Annotated in this window: 16 protein-coding genes; 11 read left to right on the forward strand and 5 right to left on the reverse strand. The window is 63.9% G+C overall.

What is annotated here, in order from left to right; translation table 11 throughout:
- The first annotated feature begins 365 nt into the window (after positions 1-365).
- Both hemN and ABC383_RS25020 read left to right on the forward strand, forming a co-directional pair.
- Positions 366-1,796 (forward strand): oxygen-independent coproporphyrinogen III oxidase, encoded by a 1,431-nt coding sequence (hemN, locus tag ABC383_RS25015; RefSeq protein ID WP_413018271.1) that lies wholly within the window; start codon positions 366-368, stop codon positions 1,794-1,796.
- 165 nt (positions 1,797-1,961) lie between these two features.
- Positions 1,962-3,245: an acyl-CoA dehydrogenase family protein gene (locus ABC383_RS25020; protein ID WP_413018273.1), complete on the forward strand. Its 1,284-nt coding sequence runs from the start codon at positions 1,962-1,964 to the stop codon at positions 3,243-3,245.
- 81 nt (positions 3,246-3,326) lie between these two features.
- On the opposite strand, the gene ABC383_RS25025 is transcribed toward ABC383_RS25020, so the two are convergent.
- Positions 3,327-3,809, reverse strand: a complete 483-nt coding sequence (locus ABC383_RS25025) for an RrF2 family transcriptional regulator (RefSeq protein WP_413018275.1) — start codon at positions 3,807-3,809, stop codon at positions 3,327-3,329.
- Positions 3,810-4,018: 209 nt separating this feature from the next.
- On the opposite strand from ABC383_RS25025, the gene ABC383_RS25030 reads away from it, so the two are divergent.
- From ABC383_RS25030 to ABC383_RS25040, 3 genes are all read left to right on the forward strand, one after another.
- Positions 4,019-6,298, forward strand: coding sequence for a nitric-oxide reductase large subunit (locus tag ABC383_RS25030; protein WP_413018277.1), 2,280 nt, complete (start codon positions 4,019-4,021; stop codon positions 6,296-6,298).
- Positions 6,299-6,361: 63 nt separating this feature from the next.
- Positions 6,362-6,841 (forward strand): RrF2 family transcriptional regulator, encoded by a 480-nt coding sequence (locus ABC383_RS25035; protein WP_413018279.1) that lies wholly within the window; start codon positions 6,362-6,364, stop codon positions 6,839-6,841.
- The gene (locus ABC383_RS25040; protein ID WP_413018280.1) at positions 6,838-7,218 is read left to right on the forward strand and encodes a SirB2 family protein; all 381 of its coding nucleotides are present in this window, start codon (positions 6,838-6,840) and stop codon (positions 7,216-7,218) included. The genes ABC383_RS25035 and ABC383_RS25040 overlap by 4 nt, the downstream gene beginning before the upstream one ends.
- Positions 7,219-7,247: 29 nt before the next feature.
- Here ABC383_RS25040 and ABC383_RS25045 read toward each other — a convergent pair whose 3' ends face one another.
- The 3 genes from ABC383_RS25045 to ABC383_RS25055 form a co-directional block, all read right to left on the reverse strand.
- Positions 7,248-7,793: a Crp/Fnr family transcriptional regulator gene (locus ABC383_RS25045; protein ID WP_413018282.1), complete on the reverse strand. Its 546-nt coding sequence runs from the start codon at positions 7,791-7,793 to the stop codon at positions 7,248-7,250.
- 107 nt (positions 7,794-7,900) lie between these two features.
- Positions 7,901-9,340, reverse strand: coding sequence for a copper-containing nitrite reductase (gene nirK, locus ABC383_RS25050; protein WP_413018284.1), 1,440 nt, complete (start codon positions 9,338-9,340; stop codon positions 7,901-7,903).
- Between the two features lie 229 nt (positions 9,341-9,569).
- Positions 9,570-9,893 carry a hypothetical protein gene (locus ABC383_RS25055; RefSeq protein ID WP_413018286.1) on the reverse strand — a complete coding sequence of 108 codons (324 nt, stop codon included), beginning with the start codon at positions 9,891-9,893 and terminating at the stop codon, positions 9,570-9,572.
- On the opposite strand from ABC383_RS25055, the gene ABC383_RS25060 reads away from it, so the two are divergent.
- From ABC383_RS25060 to ABC383_RS25080, 5 genes are all read left to right on the forward strand, one after another.
- Complete coding sequence (locus ABC383_RS25060; RefSeq protein ID WP_413018288.1) at positions 9,892-10,731, forward strand: transporter; 840 nt, start codon at positions 9,892-9,894, stop codon at positions 10,729-10,731. The genes ABC383_RS25055 and ABC383_RS25060 overlap by 2 nt on opposite strands.
- 49 nt (positions 10,732-10,780) lie before the next feature.
- Positions 10,781-11,224 (forward strand): TlpA family protein disulfide reductase, encoded by a 444-nt coding sequence (locus ABC383_RS25065; protein ID WP_413018290.1) that lies wholly within the window; start codon positions 10,781-10,783, stop codon positions 11,222-11,224.
- A gap of 257 nt (positions 11,225-11,481) precedes the next feature.
- Positions 11,482-13,152 carry a GMC family oxidoreductase gene (locus ABC383_RS25070; RefSeq protein ID WP_413018292.1) on the forward strand — a complete coding sequence of 557 codons (1,671 nt, stop codon included), beginning with the start codon at positions 11,482-11,484 and terminating at the stop codon, positions 13,150-13,152.
- Positions 13,153-13,374: 222 nt separating this feature from the next.
- Positions 13,375-15,366, forward strand: a complete 1,992-nt coding sequence (locus ABC383_RS25075; RefSeq protein ID WP_413018294.1) for an SDR family oxidoreductase — start codon at positions 13,375-13,377, stop codon at positions 15,364-15,366.
- Positions 15,367-15,375: 9 nt separating this feature from the next.
- Complete coding sequence (locus ABC383_RS25080; RefSeq protein ID WP_413018296.1) at positions 15,376-16,791, forward strand: wax ester/triacylglycerol synthase family O-acyltransferase; 1,416 nt, start codon at positions 15,376-15,378, stop codon at positions 16,789-16,791.
- Positions 16,792-16,816: 25 nt separating this feature from the next.
- Here the strand turns inward: ABC383_RS25080 and ABC383_RS25085 are convergent, their stop codons facing one another.
- Positions 16,817-17,527 (reverse strand): hypothetical protein, encoded by a 711-nt coding sequence (locus ABC383_RS25085; protein ID WP_413018298.1) that lies wholly within the window; start codon positions 17,525-17,527, stop codon positions 16,817-16,819.
- Positions 17,528-17,838: 311 nt separating this feature from the next.
- Between ABC383_RS25085 and ABC383_RS25090 the strand changes: the two genes are divergently transcribed.
- Entirely contained in the window at positions 17,839-19,560 is a 1,722-nt protein-coding gene (locus tag ABC383_RS25090; protein ID WP_413018300.1) for an AMP-binding protein, read from the forward strand.
- Positions 19,561-19,611: the final 51 nt, after the last annotated feature.

A 19,611-nucleotide genomic window follows, 5' to 3' on the forward strand; every position in this document is an offset into this window, starting at 1 on the left:
GTCTTGCCGTTCTCACGGTTTCCCATCCCTGTCATGAATGGCACGGTTATGGCTCGATGCCCTGTTGGAGTTCCGCACGGATCCGGAGTTCTTGGCCGCCTGACAAAAGCGCCTGCGCCGCGCCGGCACAGCCGGCATGCACGTGCCTGGCCGATACCGTCCGGGTTCACGAACCCGGCGCGCCATGCAAGCACCCGCGCTCAAATCCGGCGCCGTCGCCACAGTCTGGCGCGACAGGCGGCGGCCCGGCGCAGGCTTGTCCCTTAATTTGACCCAGGTCAAACACATTGCATCAGGGGGCAACGTAAGCTGCACGGGTACCTGGCGCCCATGCGGCGCCAGCCTGAATGAGGAAAGCTGGCAACATGAGTGCAATGATAAAAAATCCGGGAGAGCATCCACCGGTGCAATTCGACGCAAACCTGATTCGAAAACTAAGCCAGCAGGGGCCGCGTTATACCTCTTATCCGACGGCGGACCGTTTCACCGACGGCTTCCGTTCCGGCGATTATCTACAGGCTGTCTCCGATCTCCGCCATGCCGGAGCGCGCAAGCCGATATCGCTGTACCTCCACATTCCCTTTTGCGAATCGCTTTGCTATTACTGTGCATGCAACAAGATCATTACCAGAAATCACGCCAAGGCAGAGGTCTATCTCACTTACCTGAAGCGGGAAATCGATATGCAGGCCGCCCTGTTTTCAGGGATGAATCAGGTGGAACAACTGCATTTCGGCGGTGGGACGCCGACCTTCCTGTCGGACGCGCAGATGGGCGCGCTGATGGCGCACCTGCGACGCGCCTTTCACTTTGCCGCGGACATCGATGGCGAGTACTCGATTGAAATCGATCCGCGGACGGTAGACGCCGATCGTATCCGGTCCCTCCGGAATCAGGGCTTCAATCGCCTCAGCCTGGGCGTCCAGGACTTCGATGAGGAAGTGCAGAAGGCAGTGAACCGGATACAGCCGGAAGCGCTCACGCTCGATGCGATTGTCGCCGCGCGCGAAGCGGGTTTCCGCTCAATCAGCGTCGATCTGATCTATGGCCTGCCCAGGCAGAACGTCATGTCGATGGCGCGCACCCTGACCAGGCTGATTGCGGCGGACCCGGACCGGATCTCCGTTTACAACTATGCGCACATGCCGCAGATGTTCAAGTCGCAGCGCCTGATTGCCGACGACGAACTGCCGACACCCGAGGCAAAGCTGGACATGCTGTCCCTGTGCATCCAAAGGCTGACCCAGGCCGGCTACGTCTACATCGGCATGGACCACTTCGCTAAGCCGGACGACGAACTGGCGGTGGCCCAGCGCCTGGGCACCCTGCAGCGCAATTTCCAGGGCTATTCCACGCATGCGGAGGCGGAGATGGTTTCTTGTGGCGTCTCCGCGATCAGTTCCGTGGGCGGCACCTACAGCCAGAATGCCAAGTCGCTGGACCAGTATTACGAACCGATCGAGCGCGGGCATCTGCCCATTGTCCGCGGCTTCAAGCTGACGATGGATGACATGCTGCGGCGTGCCATCATCCAGCGGCTCATGTGCGCCTTCGAGGTATCGGTGAAGGCAATCGAAACCGACTATCCGGTGACGTTCGCAAGCTACTTTGCCACGGAGCTGGGCAAGTTGCGCGAGCTGGAAGACGATGGGCTTGTTTCGCTCAGCGACGACTGGATAACCGTGACAGCCAGGGGACGGCTCCTGGTGCGCAACATCTGCATGGCATTCGACAAGTATCTAGGAATAGGTCAAGCAGTCAAGCTGGAACGCCTGCGCTATTCCCGAACCATCTGATCGCCACTGCGCCAGCGCTTGCGGCGTTGGGCACGGTGCATGAAAGGGGCCGGGGAATGGTTGTCGTTGGCGCATGCCGGCGCCCTCGCCAATCCAGAAAAGACAGCCGCGGCGTCGGCGGGCGCTGCGCCGATTTGTGGCCGCTGAAAAACAGGGAGGAGCACTGTGGATTTCCAGTATGGGGAAAGAGTGGAGGCGCTGCGCCGGCGCGTGCAGGACTTCATGGACAGCTATGTGGTGCCAGCCAACCCGGAATGGCATGCCGAAACCAGAAATGGCCGTTATCCCTTGCGGCTGCTGGACGAACGAAAGGCGCTGGCGAAGGAAGAAGGGCTGTGGAACCTGTTTCTGCCAGGACTGGCGGACGATGAACCGGGCACCCGGCTGACGCATTCGGCCTACGCGCCGCTGGCGGAAATCATGGGCCGGATTCCGTGGGCTTCGGAAATCTTCAATTGCAGCGCGCCCGACACCGGCAACATGGAACTGTTAAAGGCTTGCGCGACGCCGGAGCAATACGAGCGCTGGCTGCGGCCACTGCTGGAAGGCGAGATCCGCTCCGCCTTCGCAATGTCCGAGCCCGATGTCGCGTCATCCGACGCGACCAACATCCAGACCCGGATACGGCGGCAAGGCAATGACTTCATCATCAATGGCCGTAAATGGTTTACGACCGGCGTCGCCCATCCACGCTGCAGGCTGGTGCTGGTAATGGGCCTTTCCGAGCGGTTGAGCGATGCGCCCGTTCATGCCCGGCACACGCTGCTGGCAGTGCCCATCGATACCCCCGGCCTCGAAGTGGTGCGCAATATCGCAGTGATGCAGCACGTCGCCCCGGAAGGCCACTGCGAACTGCTGTTCAGGAATGTCACCGTGCCGGCATCCTGTTTGCTCGGCGAGGAAGGCCAGGGCTTCCAGCTTGCGCAGGCGCGACTTGGTCCGGGACGCATTCATCATTGCATGCGCACCATCGGGCAATGCGAACTGGCGCTTGAATTGATGTGCGACCGTGCGCTTGAACGCAAGTCCTTCGGCCGCTATCTCGCCGACTACGCCAACATCCAGGACTGGATCGCCGAGTCGCGCCTGGACATAGACCAGGCCCGCCTGCTGGTGCTGCGCGCCGCCGCAAACCTGGACCAGGCCGGAAACCAGGCGGCGAGGGTGGATGTTTCGGCCATCAAGGTGGTGGCCGCGCGCATGCAGACCAGGGTGCTGGACCGTGCCATGCAAGTATTTGGCGCAATGGGCCTGAGCCCGGACACGCCGCTTGCGTATCTGTGGACGTGGGGGCGCGCCATGCGCTTCCTCGATGGCCCGGATGAAGTGCACTTGCGCGTGATTGCGAAGAATGAAATCGCTAGGGCCAGGGAGAATCGCGGCGCCAGCCTCGACTACTTCACGACGCCGGAACAGCTTGCGCACCCGGGTCCGGGTGTGCGCATTTGAGCTTTCCTGTCATCGATGCGCATCCGGGCCAAGCAATGAAGCAGCAGAAGCGCGCGCCCGTTGCTCCTGCCGCGCAGGCGGCTAGGCTTCTGCCTTTCGCGCCAGTGTCCTGAATTGCACCGGCACGGCTTTCTGCGCGGCGCGCTTGCGTGTCGGACTGCTTGCCGGCGTAATCAGCGTATCCAGCGTCACATCGTCCAGCACCGCGAGAAACGCATTGCTGGCACGGCTCAGCACGCCTTTCAGGGCACATGAACTGGAGTAGATGCAACCACCGTTTTCATTGCCAAAACATTCGGCGATGTGGAAGTCGTTTTCCGTGTTCCGCACCACCTCGCCGATATTGATGTCTTCCGGCTCCATGCCCAGCCGCAGCCCGCCGTGGCGCCCGCGCACCGTTTCGATCAGCCCCAGCAGGCCCAGGTGGTGCACCACCTTGGTCAAGTGGTTCTTCGCAATCTGGTGGGCGTCGGCAATGTCCTGGATGGTCACCAGCTCATCCCGGTTTAGCGCCAGGTACATCAGGGTGCGCAAGGAATAATCCGTATATGACGTCAGTTTCATGAGGTTTCCATTCGTGAGCATACAGCCTGTGCTTAAAGCAGCATTCATTTTACATCTTTGTCATAGGTCAATCCGCACCTCCAAAAAAAAGAAAAATTAAACATGCTTTTTATTTACATGTATTTAAAGATGCTAATAAAATGCATCTTATCAAAGGCGCGGAGCCTGCGATCGGATACCTACCACTCATGACCAAAAAAGGAATTGCCATGCATTCATCGCGCAAACTCTGGACTTGGCTCGCCATCATCTGCGTACTTTCCTTCGCCGCCCTGGGATGGGTCGGCAAGGAGATCTATCTGAAGGCGCCGCCGATACCGAAGGAAATCAACAGCACCAGGGGTGAGCTGCTATTCACCGGTGAACAGATACAACGGGGCCAGCAGGCATGGCTGTCGGCCGGTGGCCAGCAACTCGGTACCGTCTGGGGCCACGGCAGTTACGTGGCGCCCGATTGGTCCGCGGACTGGCTGCACCGCGAAGCATCGGCGCTGCAGGCGCTGTGGGCCAAACGCGATTTTGGGCAGGCTTATGAGCAGCTTACTCCCGGCCAGAAAGGACAGGTCGATGGAGAGGTAAAGGATGAAATGCGCCGCAACAGCTATGACGCGCAAACCGGCGTGCTGTCGCTGTCGGACGCGCGCGCCGAAGTCATCCGCGGCGTGGCCCGCCATTACACCGGTCTTTTCGGCGATGACGCATCACTCGACAAGCTGCGCGAACAGTACGCGATGAATGCCGGATCGCTGTCCAGCGCACAAGACCAGCAGGCGCTGGCCGCATTCTTCTTCTGGTCCGCATGGGCCGCCGCGACTGACCGCCCGGGAGAGGCGGGCCTCAGCTATACCAGCAACTGGCCGCATGAGCCGCTGGTGGGCAATACGCCGACCGCGGCCGCCGGCATGTGGTCGATTGCCAGCGTCATCCTGATGATCGCCGCCATCGCCGGCATGCTGCTGTTCCATTCCACCCATGAGGAAGCGGCCGATCCGACGCCTCCCGTGAGCGACCCGCTGTTCAGCCTCAAAGCCACGCCTTCGATGAAGGCCACCAAGAAGTATTTCATGGTCGTGGTTGGACTGATCCTGGCCCAGGTCGGCATGGGCGTCATCACTGCCCATTACTCGGTCGAAGGACATAGCTTCTTTGGCTTCCCGCTGGCCGATATCCTGCCGTTCACCGTCAGCCGCACCATCCATACCCAGTTTGCGGTGCTGTGGATTGCCACCGCCTGGCTGGCAACGGGCCTGTATATCGCGCCGGCGATTTCCGGCCATGAACCGAAATACCAGAAGCTGGGCGTCGATATCCTGTTTTATGCGCTGCTGTTCATCGTGGTCGGCTCAACCGTGTTCGGCTGGCTGGGTACGCTGCAGCATCGCGGCGTCGACTTCAGCTTCTGGATCGGCAACCAGGGACTGGAATTCACCAGCATGGGCCGCGTCTGGCAGATCCTGCTGTTTGTCGGGCTGCTGTTCTGGGCCACGCTGCTCGGACGCGGACTGTGGCCCGCGCTGCGCAAGCCTTCCGAAAGCCGTGGTCTGATCGCGATGGTCTTCCTTGCTGCTGTCTGCATCGGCGGTTTCTACGCCACCTCGCTCACCTGGGGCCCGCGCACCCATTATTCGATGGTCGAGTACTGGCGCTGGTGGCTGGTGCACCTGTGGGTCGAAGGCTTCTTCGAAGTGTTTGCCACCGCCGTGATTGCCTTGCTGTTCACGCGCCTCGGGCTGGTCCGCGCCGCTTCGGCGAATACCGCGATCATCCTGGAAACCATTGTCTTTCTTTTCGGCGGCATCCTTGGCACCCTGCATCACCTGTACTTCACCGGCACGCCCACCGCCGTGATCGCCATCGGCGCCATGTTCTCGGCGCTGGAAGTGGTGCCGCTGTCCATGCTCGGCATCGAAGCGTATCGCAACTACCAGCGCTCCAAGGCTGCGCCGTGGGTAGCAAATTACAAGTGGGCGATCCTGTGCTTCATCGCGGTCGGCTTCTGGAATACCGTCGGCGCGGGCCTGCTCGGTTTTTCCATCAATACGCCGATCGCGCTGTACTACATGCAGGGCCTGAACATGACTGCTGCCCATGGCCATGCCGCGCTGTTCGGGGTGTATGGCATGCTGGGTATTGGCCTGATGCTGTTCTGCCTGCGCGGCCTTTCAAGCAGGCTGGCATGGTCCGACAAACTGCTGCGCCCTGCGTTCTGGACGCTCAATATCGGTCTGGCGATGATGGTGTTCATGTCGCTGGTGCCGGCCGGGATCTTCCAGGCATGGGCCAGCGTTACGAAGGGCATGTGGTTTGCCCGCTCGCCCGAGGTGATTCACTCGGGCTTCATGGAAACCATGGTGTGGCTGCGCGTGCCGGGTGACATCGTCTTTGCGATCGGCACGGTGTTCCTCGCAGTGTTCGCGCTGCGCCTGATGGGCCGCGGCAAGGTGCCCGCGCCCGCCACCGCGCCGGTTGCCGGCGTTACCGAGGCCTGAGCATGGAGCCGGCCGCGCCTGCAGGCGCGGCCGGCCAGTCACCGTTCAGCAGGACATACGATCGTGCGTCTGACCGATTACACCGACTACGCATTCAAGGTGCTGATGTACCTTGCCATCCACCGCAACAGGCTGGTAACGGTGCAGGAAATCGCTTCCGCCCATCAGATCCCCCGCAGTCAGATCGCCAAGGTCGTCCACAGGCTGGGGCGGGCAGGCCTGCTGGACACCAGCCGCGGCCGGGGAGGCGGCATGCGCCTTGGCGTGGCGCCCGATGCAATCCGGCTGGGCGATGTGGCGCGCCTGGCGGAGTCGGATTTTGCGGTGGTTGAGTGCTTCAATGACGCAAGCAACCAGTGCCGGCTTTCCCCGGTGTGCGTGCTCAAACATGTGCTGGCTGCCGCCACCGCGGCTTACCTGCAGCAGCTCGACCAGCTGACGCTGGACGACATCGTTGCCGGGGAGGGGCCGGCGACGGCGCAAAGCCGTGTCGCAGGCATGCCCGGCCCGGGCTTTCGCCAAGAACGAGACAGCTACCGATGAACTACCTATTGCTGAAACACTTCCATATGAGCTTTGCCGCGATAAGCGGCTTGCTGTTTTTGCTGCGCGGGCTGTGGATGCTTGCCGATTCGCCGGCCTTGCAGCGGCGCTGGGTGCGCGTCCTGCCGCACCTCGTCGACACCGCGCTTTTGCTGAGCGCTGTGTCGCTTGCAGTCTGGAGCGCCCAGTATCCGCTGTTGCAAACGTGGCTGAGCGTCAAGGTCGGCGCGCTGCTGCTGTATATCGTGCTTGGCTCGATCGCGCTCAAGCGCGGCCGCAGCAAGCCGGTGCGCGCAGCAGCCTACGTCGCCGCGCTGGTGGCCTTCGGCTATATCGTCGGCGTGGCGGTAACCAAGAACCCGCGCTTGTTCGCATGACGCCGGCACCCGAGCGGCGTGCATGCAAGTCAGCAGATGCGGTGCCAGACTTGCCGGATAATCAGCTTCCTGCTGACCGGTAGCGTGACGCGATCGCCGTTTTCGCAGGCTCCTGCCCTGAGCAGGTAACTGATCACCTGCCGGCTTCCGGAACGCAGGGAATAGGCTTCCAGGTCCGTTACCAGGCCGTGCAGGCGACGGCTGAGGCCAGACAGCATGCTGCGCGCGAAGCCGGGATTGTGGTCCAGTTCATCGAACACGGCATGGCTACCGATATGCAGCAGCAGGGAATCGGTCAGAGCCTGCGCATCGACGATGCAAGGACGCTCCATGAACATCATCGCCTCGGCAAAGCTTTGTCCTGCGCTGATAATCTCCACCACCTTCTCAGCGCCGTCGGTCGATGCGAAGCCCAGCTTGACCTGGCCTGAAACGACCGCATGGAAGCCCCGGCACGGATCGCCGCATCGAAAGATCACTGTTCCACGCGGCACATGGACTTCGGTGGTGACGGCGGCGATCCGGTCAAGTTCAGCATGGGTGACATCGGCCAACGGCGCCAGGCGGTTCAGCAATTCCCGTGGCGCGACTTTCTAGGCAGGCATGGCTGGCAAGGAGGCAGGGGCGGTAGCGCCGCGCAGGCCGGGACGGGCGTTCCGGCCTGCGCGCGGTGGGAGGAAGCTCAATGGCCGGATGCGGCATCCGGGGAGCTGTTCGAGCGGAAGGTGTCGGCATTGTCCGGCCCGACGACATTCATCACGCCCACCAGGCCCTTTTCCATGCGTGACAGCGCATGGTCGACCAGGATCAGCCGGCCGGGAACATCCACCTTGAACTCGACCATGGTTGCGCCGCCGGGAGCCACCGAGGTGGTCTGGATGTTCTTCAGCGGCGGCGAGGTCAGGTCGCCCTGGTTAAACACGCGGTCAAAGACTTCGCCGATGACATGGAAGCTGGACGTGGCATTGGGGCCGCCGACACCGAAGAAGATTCTCACGGTTTCACCGACCTTGGCTTCCAGTCTGTGGGTCTTGGTCAATGCGTCGTGCGTGCCATTGAAAACCAGGTGTTCCGGCTTTTCGTCCAGGAGTTTCTCCAGCGAGAATTCATTCTCGCCCGGTGTGCCGTGGCGCTGCGCAGTGTACAGCTCGCCCTGCATCACATAGAACTCGCGGTCGACCTTGGGCAGGCCGCCTTCGGGCTCCACCAGGATCATGCCGTACATGCCGTTGGAGATATGCTGCGCCACCATCGGCGTGGCGCAGTGGTACACGAACAGGCCGGGGTTCTGCGCCTTGAACGTGAAGCTCTTGGTGCTGCCGGGAGCGGCCTGGGTGACCGCCGCGCCGCCGCCGGGCCCGGTGACTGCGTGGAAGTCGACCGAATGGATCATGTGGCTGTCCTTGGCATTGGCCATGTTCACCGTCACCGTATCGCCGACGCGGACGCGGACGAAGGGGCCGGGCACCTTGCTGTTGAAGGTCCAGTACTTGTAGGTGGTGCCATCGGCGAGCTGGCCCAGCACCTCGGTCGTTTCAAGATTGACGGTCAGCTTCTGCGGCCCGCGCTTGCCCACTGGCTCGCCCACCTCGAACGGGCTGCGCGAGATTTCCGCGCCTTTTGGCGCCGCCTTGGCGACGGTATCGCCGACCACGATCTTGCCGATCATGCCGGCCTGCACATGGCCTGGCAGGGAGCAGATATATGTGAACTCGCCTTTCTTGTTTGCCTTGAACACAATCGCCGTGCTCGCGCCTTTTTCCTTCAGCTCGTTGGACCTTGCCTGGAAGTCGGGCACGGAAATGTCATGCGTGGCGCCATCGCCATTGACCAGATTGATCTGCACGACTGCCCCTTCTGGCACCGATAACTGCGGATTCACTTTGCCCTTGATGACGCCGGCCTCTCCGACAAAGACCAGCTTGCCATCGGCGATGTCGGTGCGCAGGGTATAGGTCACGTCAGGGCGGTACTTGACGGCGCTGCTGCCATGTTCGTGGGTCGCCATGGGCGCCGGCGCCGCAGCGGCGCCTTCCTTATTCGCAGCGGCATGGACAGAGGAAAGGCCAGCGGCGCTGAACATCAGGCAGGCGATGGCGTAGGAGAGCGGTCTGGGGTTCATGTTCTTGATCACTTATGAATCTGGCCGGCGACCGGGATGTGCCGGCTCAGTTGCAACAAATCATACATTTTAAATATATGTTTAAAAAATGATCTAGGTCAAAAAAATACTTTGGGTTGCAAACGGAGAATGCGGCGAGCCGCTCTGGCCCCAATGGACCTCATGAGGCGCCGCAGTGCCAGCCGATGGCTGGTGACGGTCGCGTCTTGCATCCCGTTCGGGTGCTTGATTACCTGCCCGGAACAACGGCACGTCTGAAAACTTGAGGTAGGTCAACCGGCAAAGATTCTTTCGAAATGTATGATTTCACCGGACCACAGGCAACGCCTGTGACTTTGCAGGCCTGCGGACAAGCTGCAGCCGGAATCGGGTGGGTGGCATGCCGCATCACGCCTGACCCTGACGTATCGACAATGAGAACAATGATGAGAAGAACGCTCCCGATGCTGCTGACATGCGCAGCATGCCTGCCCTGGCTCTCCGCTGCCGCATGGGCCAGCTGTGGTTCTGCCTTTTGTACTGTCAACACCAACTGGACGTCTGAAAGTGCCATGGTCGACGCCGGCACCACCTTTGACCTTCGCCATGAATCGATCCGCCTGGACCAGCTTCGCGCTGGCACCGACGACATCCGGCGCGGCCAGATTCCTCGCCATCACGACGAGGTGAGGACCACCAACCAGAACCTGGTGGCCACCTTCAGCCACAACTTCGCATCCGGATGGGGCCTGTCTGTAACGGCGCCAGTGGTCGACCGCGATCATCTGCACCTGCATAACCATCACGGCGGCCAGCTGCCGGAGGAATGGAATTTCACCCGGTTGGGTGATGTCCGCGTTGTGGGGCGCTACCAGCTGCCGGTGCTGGGCGATCCGATGCGGCCAGCCAGCGGCGGCCTGCTGTTCGGCCTGAAGCTTCCCACCGGGAAGACCGATGTCGCCAACGGCGCCGGCGCCGTGGCTGAGCGCAGCTTGCAGCCGGGGACCGGCACCACCGACATGATCGTCGGCGCTTATTACTACCAGCAGCTTCCGGCACAGGATCTGTCGTGGTTCGCGCAGGGCCAGTACCAGCATGCGATGAACCAGCATGATGAATTCCGGCCCGGCGCGCAGCTCGGTGTCGATGTCGGCATCCGCAAGGCGATCGGCGAGAAGCTTGGCGCGCTGCTGCAGCTGAACATGGTGGTAAAGCGGCGCGACAGCGGCAACGAGGCCGAACCGGAAGACAGCGGCAGTCGCCAAGCCTTCCTCAGCCCAGGGCTGAGCTATGCGCTGGCGGAGACCATGCAGATCTACGGCTTTTACCAGCAGCCGATCTATCAGAACGTCAACGGCGTACAGCTGGTTGCACGGCGCGCGTTCATGGTGGGCCTGGCCGGGCGCTTCTGAGCGCGCCGCACGGCGTGCAGGCGACCATACGCGGGAGATGATGATGGCGATGATGAAACGACTGATGGGCATCACGCTGGTGGCGGCGCCGCTGCTGTGCGCCGCTTCGCCATCTGCTTTCTCTCTGACCGACACCCAGGGAAGGAACCATACGCTCGAAGCCCATCAAGGCAAATGGGTGCTGCTCAATCTATGGGCAACTTGGTGCGCACCCTGCCTGAATGAAATGCCGGAGCTGGAAGCCTTGCAGCAGTCGCGCAGCGACCTGGTGGTGCTGGGCCTTGCGGTGGACGCGCAGAGTCCCGCAAGGGTCGCGCAGTTCGCGGAAAAGCTGCACGTCCGCTATCCCGTCATCGCCGGCAACGAGGCGATGGCCAGGCAATTCAAGGCGCGCGGCTACCCCACCAGCATCCTGTTCGACAAGACCGGCAGGCAAGTGTCGGTGACGGAAGGTGCCGTGACACGGCAGCAGGTGGAGAACATGCTGCGCTGAGCAGTGGCGGTCCTCGGGCCGGCAGCGGTCTCGCGGACGATTAAGAGGCATGCCATGGCCCGGCATTCTTGACCCACGTCAAAGCGCACCTTGCCATTCTGGCCGGTTCACGTGGCAAGCTGGATGTATATCAGTCCCGGCCTGCAAACCCTTTCAGGCCCTGCTATTTTTGCCAGGTCGAAGCGGCCGCGCCCGGCCCTGCAAAGGGGCATCGGACCAGCAGCGGCAGCAGATATCGCGAAGCAGGATGACGAGCAATGGACCAGCTTACGGCGGATTATGTGATTGTGGGAGCCGGATCGGCCGGCTGCGTGCTTGCAAACCGGCTGTCCGCCGATCCGGCGACCACGGTCTGCCTGATCGAGGCAGGCCCGCCGGACCGCAGTCCATTCATCCGCCTGCCCATCGGCATCATCTACATGATGATGAGCCGCAGGCACAACTGGCGCTATGTCACCGAAGCGCAGCGCTGGCTTGACGGCAGGCGCCTGTTCTGGCCGCGCGGCAAGACCCTCGGCGGATCCAGCGCCAGCAACGCGATGGTGTACACCCGCGGGCACGCCACTGACTACGACGCATGGGCGGCGCTGGGCAACCGCGGCTGGTCGTATGCCGATGTGTTGCCGCTGTTCCTGCGCTCGGAGCATCATGAAGCTGGCGCTTCCGCCTTTCATGGCGTCGGCGGGCCGCTCAATGTATCGGCGCAGCGCTCGCCCAACCTGCTTTCGCGCCTCTTCGTCGAGGCCGCCGTCGAGGCCGGCTATGCGCGCAACGATGACTTCAACGGCGCCAGGCAGGAGGGGGTCGGGCTGTATGAAGTGACGCAGAAGAACGGGGAGCGCTGGAGCGTGGCGCGGGCCTACCTGCATCCGGTCCTGGCACGCTCCAACCTGACCGTGCTGACCGGGGCGCGCGCCAGCGCGGTCCTGCTCGACGGCAAGCGCGCGGTCTCGGTTGCCTGCACGCGGCGCGGCAATGCAACCGCGGTTGCCGCGCGGCGCGAAGTCATCCTCGCAGCGGGCGCAGTCAATTCGCCGCAATTGCTGATGCTGTCGGGCATCGGGCCGAAGGAGGAACTTGGACGGCATGGCATCACGGTGCGGCACTGCCTGCCCGGCGTCGGCAGGAATCTCCAGGATCATCTCGACGTGCTGATCATCCACCACTGCCTGCTGCCCGTGTCGAGCGGCATTTCGCTGGCGACGCTGCCCCTGCAGCTCAGGCATGTGATCGACTACCTGCGCAACCGTACGGGCGGGCTGACCACCAATGGCGCCGAGGCGGGCGGATTCATCAGGGGCACGCCCGACGCCGCGCTTCCCGATCTGCAATTTCATTTCACGCCGGCCCATCTGGTCGACCATGCGCGCAACCTGCGCAGCGCGGCGGCAACGCTGTTCGGGCATGGCTACTCGCTGCATGTGTGCAAGCTCAGGCCGCTCAGCCGCGGTCATGTGGGCCTGAGGAGCGCCGACCCGGCGGCCGATCCCCTGATCGACCCGAACTACCTGTCCGACCCGGAAGACATGGCGACGATGGTGGATGGCGTGAAGGCGGCGCGCCGGGTGCTGGCCGCGCATGCATTCGATCCCTACCGCGGGCCGGAACGGCAGCCGGGTGCGCAGGCGCGCAGCGACCGGGAGATCCAACGTTTCGTCCGCGCCCGCGGAGAATCCATCTACCATCCGGTCGGCACCTGCAGGATGGGACAGGATGACATGGCAGTGGTGGACGAGATGCTGCGGGTGCATGGACTGGAGGCCTTGCGGGTGGTCGACGCCTCCGTCATGCCGGCGCTGGTGGGCGGCAATACCAACGCCCCGACCGTGATGATTGCAGAGAAGGCGGCTGACCTGATCATGGGGCGGGCGAATGGCTGTTCAGGCGGGACGCATCTTGCAGCGAATGCGGCGGCCCAGTTCCGCTAGAGGCCATGACGGCTATTCGGCCGGTTCTGGCCGTTGCCGTAACCGGCCGAATGCAAGGTGCTGCGAAGGGGCTGGAGCAGGCTTGGAGTAAGAAGCTGCGAACACCCGCGGAGCCTGGCAATGGCGGCTTCCAGGTCCTTTCCGAGGTCCCTGCCAGCTTCTGGCTAGGCTGCGTGGCCCGGGTTGGCATGGCCGCTGATTGCGGGGATGGAGGATAGGAGCATGCGCTATTTTGTGACCGGCGGCACCGGCTTCATTGGCCGGCGGCTGATCAGAAAGCTGTTGGCATCGCAGGACAACACGGTATGGTTTCTGATCCGCGAATCGAGCCAGACGAAGTTGCCCGCGCTGCGCGACTTCTGGGGCGCGGCGCAGGCGCGCGCCATGCCGGTGTTCGGGGACATCTGCGCCGGGAACTGCGCTGTATCCGATGCCGATCGCCGGATGCTGGAGGGGAAGGTTGACCATTTCTTTCACCTGGCCGCCATCTACGACCTGCGCGCAGACCCGGCGCAGGAACTGGCAACCAACATAGAAGGCACCCGCCACGCGCTGGACCTGGCTGGCGCGCTGCGGGCCGGGTGTTTCCACCATGTCAGCTCGATTGCCGCCGCGGGCCTGTATGACGGCGTGTTTCGCGAGGACATGTTCGAAGAGGCCGAGAATTATGGCCATCCGTATTTCAGGAGCAAGCACGACAGCGAAAAGCTGGTCCGCACAGACTGCGCGGTGCCGTGGCGCATCTACCGGCCCGGCCTGGTGGTCGGTGATTCCAGGACCGGCGAGACCGACAAGATCGATGGCCCCTACTACTTCTTCAAGCTGATACAGCGTCTGCGCGCGGTGCTGCCGCCCTGGATGCCGGCGATCGGCATCGAGGGCGGGCGCCTCAATATCGTTCCGGTGGACTACGTCGTTGACGCCATGGCCTGGATTGCCGCTGCGCCCGGCCAGGATGGCCGCTGTTTCCATCTCACCGATCCGGCGCCGAAGCGGGTAGGCGATGTGCTGAACCTGTTTGCCCATGCGGCCCATGCGCCAGCCATGAGCCTGCGCATCAATGCCGCGCTGCTCGACCTGGTGCCGCACGCCGTGCGGCGCGGCCTGGCGGCGCTCGGGCCGGTCAGGCGGCTGGTGGACGCGGTGATGAACGATCTTGGACTTCCGGACAGCATCATGCAGTTCATTAATTATCCGACCCGGTTCGACGACCGCCAGGCGGCGGCCGTGCTGAAGGGCAGCGGCATCGTCTGTCCGCCGCTGGACAGCTATGCCGCCGCGATCTGGGATTACTGGGAACGCCACCTTGATCCCGAGCTCTTCATCAACCGCAGCCTGCGCGCGCATGTGGACGGCAAGGTCGCGCTGGTGACCGGCGGCTCGTCGGGCATCGGCCTGGCCACCGCGCAAAAGCTGGCCGAGGCGGGAGCCGTCACCCTGATCTGCGGCCGCGACCCGTCCCGGCTCGCCGCCGCCGGCGCGCTGATCGAGGCCGGCGGCGGCATAGTCCACTGCTATCAGGCCAACCTGGCCGACATGGCGGACTGCGACCGATTCATCGCCCGGGTACTGGCTGACCATGGCCATGTCGACATCCTGGTCAATAACGCAGGCCGCTCGATACGGCGCTCGGTGGAAGCCACCTTCGGCCGCTTCCACGACTACGAGCGCACCATGCAGCTCAATTACTTCGGCGCGCTGCGCATGACCATGGGCCTGCTGCCTGCAATGGTGGCCAGGCAATCCGGCCAGGTCATCAATATCTCGTCGATCGGCGTGCTGACCAATGCCCCGCGCTTTTCGGCCTATGTTGCCTCGAAGGCGGCGCTCGACGCCTGGACCTTGTGCGCCGCGGCCGAGTTCGCCGATGTCGGCGTGGATTTCACCATCATCAACATGCCGCTGGTGCGTACGCCGATGATTGCGCCCAGCCGGGTATACGACGAGGTGCAGGCGCTGACGCCGGCGGACGCGGCCGACCTGGTGGTGCAGGCGATCGTCAGGCGGCCGGTGCGCATAGCCACCAGGGTTGGCATTGCCGGCCAGACCTTGCATGCGCTCACCCCGCGCCTGGCGCAGACGGCGCTCAACACGGCTTACCGGCTCTCGCCCGATTCCGGCGCCGCAGAAGCACAGGAAGGACAGCAGCCAGCCCACGCGCCGTCCGCCGAACTGCTGGCCATGCAGCAGCTGCTGCATGGCATCCACATCTGATGCCCTCGCATGAGCACGCCTGAGCCGCTGTCGGCAGTGGACAGCGCCTGGCTGCGCATGGACCGGCCGACCAACCTGATGGTCATCTGCGGCATGATGCTGTTCAAGCACAGGCTACCGCTGGAGGCGGTCAAGCAGGCGGTGCAGCAGCGCATGCTGTGCTTCCACCGCTTTCGCCAGCGCGTGGCCGGTTCCGGCCCGGGGGCGCGCTGGGAATATGACGAGGCATTCGACCTCGACTGGCATGTGCGGCACATCGCCCTGCCGGAGGACGGCCGGGGCGGCACGCTGGAAGACATGGTGAGCGGCCTCGTCAGCACGCCGCTGGACCGGTCCAGGCCGATGTGGCAATACCACCTGATCGACGACAGGCAGGGCGGAAGCGCGGTGCTGCTGCGCATCCATCACTGTTACGGCGACGGCTTTGCGCTGACGCATGTGATTGCATCGATGACGGACGAAGGCCCGCGCCGGCCTCATCCCGCGCCGTGCGATCTCGCCGGTCCGGCGCCGTCCGGCACGACGCTGGAGCGGGTGTTCGGTCCCGTCACGCAGCTTGCCGGCGCGGCCGTGCGCACCGCCGTGTCTGCGGCCGGCCTGGGCCGCGACCTGCTTGCCCATCCGCTGCATGCGCTGGGGTATGCGGCTGCCGGCGCCGATTACGCCCAGGCTGTGGCGACGATTGCAGGCATGCCGCCCGACAGTCCGACCCGCTTCAAGGGCCCGCTGGGCGCAATGAAGCGGGTGGCCTGGGCGGCGCCCCTGCCGCTGCCCGAAGTCAAGGCGGTGGCGGCCGCGCTGGCCTGCACGGTCAACGATGTGCTGGTGGCCTGCGTTGCCGGCGCCCTGCGGCGCTATCTGCTGGAACGGGGCGATGCGCTGGAGCAGGCGGAGGTGCGGGCGCTGGTGCCGGTCAACATGCGGCCGGCCGGACCGCTCACGGACCTGGGAAATCATTTCGGGCTGGTATTTCTGGGCCTGCCGCTTGGGATTGCGACGCCGCTCGGCCGGGTCGACGAGGTACACAGGCGCATGGCGGCGCTGCGCGGCTCGAAGCAGCCGGCGGTCTCGCTTGCCATCCTGAACGCCATGGGCATGGCGCCCGGCTATCTCAATGACCGCCTGGTGGACGCGCTGGCCGCCAATGCCAGCATGGTGATCAGCAACGTGCACGGCGTGGAGCAGCCGCGCTACTTCGCCGGACAGCGCATCGCGCGGCAGCTTTTCTGGGTGCCGCAGTCAGGCGGCGTCGCCCTGGGCATCAGCCTGTTGAGCTATGCCGGCGAAGTGGCCTTCGGCGTGATGGCGGACGCCCGGCGGATACCGGACCCGGCCAGCATCGCCCGCCACTTCAACGCCGATTTCGAGACGCTGCTGCTGACCCTGCTGATGATGCCGTGGCCGGCGCCCCGCCGCACGCGCTGAGCCGGCCGCGCCAGCCTCGGCCCTGTCAGCTATGGTGCGGCCGCTTGCCTCCGGTATCGGGCCTGTGCAACAGGCTGCCGGGATGCAGCGCTGCCTGCGGCGTGGCTGCCTGCAGGGTTTCGCCAACGCTGCCGGCCAGGCCGATCAGCACTTCCTTCACCGTCTTGACGGTCAGGTTGCTGATGTTGCCGGCTTCCTCGATCGCGCCCTGGACCGCCTTTCTGCCTATGCCGGCCACGTCTCCGCCGGTCTCGGCAGCGGCCTCGACCAGGCCGTCCACCGCGCGCCGGGTCACGCCGCCGATATCGGCGCCCACCGTGGCGCCATGGCGGATGACCGAGCGCATGATCTCGAACGACGCGGCGACCGCATCGCCGCCGACGTCATGCACGCCCATGATGGCGCCCTTGGTAACGCTCTTGATGCTCAGCGTCAGGCCGGTGCCCACCTGTTCGGCGGCTTCGATGGCCGCCATCACCACGTGGCTGACGACATGCACGCTGTCGGTGCCGGCGGCGGCGCCGGTGCGCAGCGTGTCCGATACCGTCTTGCGCACCAGGTCGACTATGTCGGACTCGATGGTGTCGAGGCTGGAAAGGCTGGTGACGATGCCCTTCCTGATCGCATCGGCCGCATGCTCGAGCGATGCCGGCGTGCCAGCGGCAGCCGCGTCGGCCTTTCGCTGGACCGGATGGGTCGGATGTGAGGGTTCGGTCTTGCCTTGTCTGGTAGCCATCATGTCTCCTTTTGCTTGCGCACGTTGAATGAACGGTTGCCTGCCCGCTCCGCGGCGTGGCCTCTCCTCATCCCCGGCCTTGCGAGACAGGAACAGACAATGGGGGATGAAGCTGAAGCGGTGAGGATGGGCGTACTGTGTTCCTCGCACAGTCCAGCGGATTTGATGCAGGTCATGGCGCGGGCAGTCTGCTGCGCCAACCATGGGCCATGGACCTGATGCCGTCTTGCGCATGCGCCGCCGCGGGCTCCGGCCGCGGCGCGCACTGCTGGCGCAGCTGCAGACGGCTCCTGTTTATTGCGAGAGAGATCATGGAAAGAACCTGGCTCAAGAGCTATCCGCCCGGCGTGCCGGCCGACATCGACACCGACGCGTCCGATTCGCTTCCCGCCTTGCTGGCAAGGGTATGCGGCCGCTATCCCGGACGGCCCGCGTTCAGCAATCAGGGCGCCACAATCAGCTATGGCGACCTGGATCACCTGTCCCTGGCCTTTGCCGCCTACCTGCAGAAGGTGGCCGGCCTCCGGAAGGGCGACCGGGTGGCCATCATGCTGCCCAACCTGCTTCAGTATCCGGTCGCGCTGTTCGGCGCACTGCGGGCCGGTTGCGTGGTGGTCAATACCAACCCGCTTTACACCGCGCCGGAACTGGAGCGCCAGCTGGCGGACTCGGGCGCCAGCGCCATCGTGGTGCTGGACAACTTTGCCCGCACCCTGGAGCACGTGCTGCCCCGCACCCGGGTACGGCAGGTCATCGTCACCGCAGTCGGCGACATGCTGCACTTCCCCAAGGCCCAAATCGTCAACCTGGTGGTGAAGCATGTGAAGCACATGGTGCCGGAATGGCACATCGATGGCGCCGACCAGTTCATGGACGCTTTGCATGAAGGGCGGCAGCTGGCCCTTGCTCCGGTGCCGCTGTGCGCGGACGATACTGCGTTTCTGCAATATACCGGCGGCACCACGGGCGTGCCCAAGGGGGCCGTGCTCAGTCACGGCAACATGCTGGCCAACCTGGAACAGACGGTGGCCTGGGTCAGCGGCGTGCTGGTGGAAGGCGAGGAAACGGCCGTGATTCCGCTGCCGCTGTATCACGTCTTCGCGCTGACCGTCACGCTGGCTTTCTTCCGGCTGGCTGCGCGCAACGTGCTGATCACCAATCCGCGCGACGTCGATGCCCTGGTCAGCGAGCTGCGGCATACCCGTTTCACCGCAATGATCGGCGTCAATACCCTGTTCAACGCCCTGCTCGATGCGCCACACATCGAGCAGGTCAATCAGGGTACGGTCAAGATCGTGGTGGCAGGCGGCATGGCGGTGCAGCGGGCAGTGGCGGAGCGCTGGCATCGCCTGTTTGGCGTGCCGCTGATCGAAGGCTATGGGCTGACCGAAGCGTCGCCCATCGTCAGTGCCAACCCGCTGACCATCGCGGCATATACCGGAACCATAGGCTTGCCGCTGCCATCGACCGACATCGCCCTCATGGACGAAGCCGGCAATGAACTCGGCGGCGGCGAAGCAGGCGAGATCTGCGTGCGCGGGCCGCAGGTGATGCAGGGCTACTGGCATCGGCCGGATGAAACCGCGAAAGTGCTGGGCGCCGACGGATGGCTGCGCACCGGCGATATCGGCACCGTCGATGGCCAGGGCTACCTTCGCCTTGTTGACCGCAAGAAGGATGTGATCGTCGTATCCGGCTTCAAGGTCTTTCCCAACGAGGTCGAGGATGCCGCGATGCTTCATCCCGACGTGTACGAGGCCGCCGCCATTCCCGCCGCGGACGACCATTCGGAGGAAGTTGTGAAGCTGGTCGTCGTGCGGCGGAACCAGGCGCTTAGCGCCGAGGCGCTGATTGCGCATATGCGCGGGCATCTGACCGGGTACAAGGTGCCGCGCTACGTCGTGTTCCGTGATGGCGCCTTGCCCAAGTCCGCCATCGGCAAGGTGTTGCGGCGGGTGGTCCGGGAGGAGGAGGACCGGGCGCACGCGTCCCATGGCGGCACGCACGGCCCGCTGTCCTCGATGTCGGCCTAGGACACGCCAGGCGCAACTGGCTTGGCCGTGCCGCCTTTGGGGCCGTTGTCT

The sequence above is a fragment of the Noviherbaspirillum phoenicis genome (assembly GCF_047237965.1).
GTDB lineage: Bacteria > Pseudomonadota > Gammaproteobacteria > Burkholderiales > Burkholderiaceae_D > Noviherbaspirillum_A.